The organism is Sphingobium xenophagum NBRC 107872, from assembly GCF_000367345.1.
Classification (GTDB): domain Bacteria; phylum Pseudomonadota; class Alphaproteobacteria; order Sphingomonadales; family Sphingomonadaceae; genus Sphingobium; species Sphingobium xenophagum.
This window is the reverse complement of sequence record NZ_BARE01000118.1, coordinates 1-2,637: the sequence shown is the minus strand read 5'-3', so window position 1 is coordinate 2,637 and position 2,637 is coordinate 1. Positions and strand designations below refer to the sequence as shown.

Annotated in this window: 3 protein-coding genes; all 3 read right to left on the bottom strand. The window is 62.6% G+C overall.

All coding sequences use genetic code 11. The features are described from left to right. Positions 1–1,627, bottom strand: a 1,627-nt coding sequence (gene tnpC / locus SX1_RS22090) for an IS66 family transposase (RefSeq protein WP_026150059.1), incomplete at its 3' end; no start/stop codon positions are given. A 72-nt stretch (positions 1,628–1,699) separates the two neighbouring features. Next, positions 1,700–2,041, bottom strand: coding sequence for an IS66 family insertion sequence element accessory protein TnpB (gene tnpB, locus SX1_RS22085; RefSeq protein WP_019054846.1), 342 nt, complete (start codon positions 2,039–2,041; stop codon positions 1,700–1,702). Then, entirely contained in the window at positions 2,038–2,382 is a 345-nt protein-coding gene (gene tnpA / locus SX1_RS22080; protein WP_019054845.1) for an IS66-like element accessory protein TnpA, read from the bottom strand. The genes tnpB and tnpA overlap by 4 nt, the downstream gene beginning before the upstream one ends. Positions 2,383–2,637 lie beyond the last annotated feature (255 nt).

Below are 2,637 nucleotides of genomic sequence, written 5' to 3'. Positions count from 1 at the left end.
ATGGCAGCAACTGATCGAGTTGGCGTACCGGATGATCGGCGATGCGCGCGAGGACGTCGGCCAGCCAGGCCTGCGGATCGACATCATTCAGCCGGGCGGACTGGATCAGGGTGTAAAGGACTGCCGCGCGCTGGCCACCGCGGTCAGAGCCGCAAAATAGCCAGGCTTTCCTGCCCAGCGGCACACAGCGAAGTGCGCGTTCCGCAGCATTGTTTGTCAGGCAGACCCGGCCATCGTCGAGGAAGCGGGTGAACGCGTCCCAGCGACGCAGCATGTAGTTGATCGCCTTGGCCAAGTCGTGGTTGCGCGACAGCTTTGCCAATTGGGCGGTCAGCCAATCGTGCAGTTCAACCATCAGCGGTGCGCTGAACTCCTGTCGGGCGGCGAGCCGTTCGCTCGGGCTGTTGCCGTTAATGCTGCGCTCGATGTCGAACAGCGCATCGAGCTTTTGCACGGCTTCCAGCGCGATTGGGTAGATCTGGCGTGACCGCTCGCCCCGGCTCTTCTTGCGGGCTGCGCCCTCGACATCGGCCAGCTCGAAGAATTTGCGGCGCGCGTGCGCAAAGCAACCCGCTTCCAGCACGGGGGCAGGCTGGCGGTGGGCGGCGTAAAGCTCGCCATAACCGCCATAGGCATCGGCTTGCAAAATCCCTGACCACGCCGCGAGATGCGCCCTCGGATGTTCGCCACGTCGATCACGCGAATAGTGGAACAACGCGGCAGGCGGGTCTCTACCGGCAAATGGTCGGTCATCGCGCACATAGACCCATAACCTTGCGGTGACAGTCTTGCCCTTGGCCATGACCGGCACCGTGGTGTCGTCGCCGTGCAATCGCTCAGCAGCAAGAACATGCGCCTCGATCAACCGGTACAGTGGCATCAGCGCGAACGCGGCAGCCCCGACCTGATCGGCGAGCGTCGATACGCTAAGTGGCACGCCCTCACGGGCAAAGCGGTCCGCTTGGCGGTTGAGGGGCTGGTGTTGGCCGTACTTCTCAAACAGCAACATCGCGAGGAAGCTAGGCCCCGCCCAACCGCGCGGCACGACATGGAACGGCGCTGGCGGCTGCATGATCTTCTCGCAGTCCCGGCACGAGAATTTCTCGCGCACCGTCTGGATGACTTTCCACGCGCGCGGGATCACTTCCAGCGTCTCGGTCACGTCCTCGCCCAGCTTGGACAGGCGCTCGCCGCCGCACGCCGGGCAGGAGCATGGAACCGGGATGACCACCCGCTCGCGCGGCAGATGTTCTGGGAACGGCTTCCTGACAGGGCGCTTGCGTTCGAAGGCGGCAACGGTGGCTGCCTTCTCGGCCGTGGCTGCGGCGGTTAGGTTGTCCTCGGTGGCGTCGGCCTCCAGATCCTCAAGCTGAAGCTCCATCTGGTCGAGCAGGCGGCGGCTGCGCTCAGCGCTGGGGCCATATTGTTCGCGCCGCAGCTTGGCGATCTGCAGCTTGAGGTGCGCGATCAGGGCTTCGGTGGCGCTGGCCTGTGCCTGGGCATTGGCCAACCGCGCCTCGGCTTCCGCCGCACGCTGCGTGGCGACGTTGGCCAGCAGGGTCGCCTCCAGAACCAGCGCCTTCAGCGCTTCAATGTCGTTCGGCAGAGGCGAAACGGCCGTATCCACGGCCATGATGGAATCACATAATGCGGCGCTTTTGAAGCAAAAAATACACAGGAAACCGCTAAAAATGCTGCCCTATCCGGCTCTCTCAGGCCGCCAGGAATGTTGTGGGTTACGCCAGTCGATACCTTCGAGAAGACAGGCCAACTGCGCAGCCGTCAGCGACACCAAGCCATCCTTCGCCGAGGGCCAGATGAAGCGCCCTTTCTCCAACCGCTTGGCATAAAGCGACATACCGACGCCATCATGCCAGATGATCTTGATCAACGCGCCAGCCCGTCCGCGGAATACGAAAAGGTCGCCACCATGCGGATCGCGGCTCAGGCTTTGCTGTACCAAAAGCGCCAACCCTTGCATCCCTTTGCGCATATCTGTGTGCCCCATCGCGATCCACACCCGCGCACCCGCTGGGATCATCGCAAGGCCTTCAGCGTGGCCGCCGCCAGATCAGGCGATGCTGCCGCAAAAATGTTGACGCGACCTCTGCTGCCCAGTTCCACAACGATGACAGGCGCTGACATCACCAGATCACCCGGCTCTTCAGAAGCCACCACCGCCTCGGCGAACTCGGGTACTGCGATCTGTTGACGCAGTTTAGCGCGCCATGTGTAAATCCGGGCCGTCGAAATGTCGTGCAATCGCGCCACGTCAGCCACGCAAGCCCCCGGTGCGAAGGCTTCGGCCAAAATCCGCAGCCGTTCTTCATCGTTCCATCGCCGCCGACGCTCCGGCCCGTGCATCACAGTGATCTGCCGCATCTACCGCTCCTGAGTGCGCTCTCGAGAGCGCCCTTAAGAGTGATCGCCTACTTCACCGCAAGGCGGGGCCCGCCGGATGGATACCCTCCCAGGCAGTGAGCGCGTAAAAAACCTGACGCAATTAATCTGCGTCCGGCCGATAGCCCTCGAGGCGATAGACCAGCTCCACGAGGGGCGGCCTTTCGTCGATACCCGTTTGAGCTTGCAACTAAAATTCCATCATAAGATTCACGCCTGTTGGACACGCATCTATTG

Bases quoted from the DNA above. Each gene is read 5' to 3' on its own strand.
- tnpB (WP_019054846.1), bottom strand. From the start codon at position 2,041: ATGATCCCAGCGGGTGCGCGGGTGTGGATCGCGATGGGGCACACAGAT.
- tnpA (WP_019054845.1), bottom strand. From the start codon at position 2,382: ATGCGGCAGATCACTGTGATGCACGGGCCGGAGCGTCGGCGGCGATGG.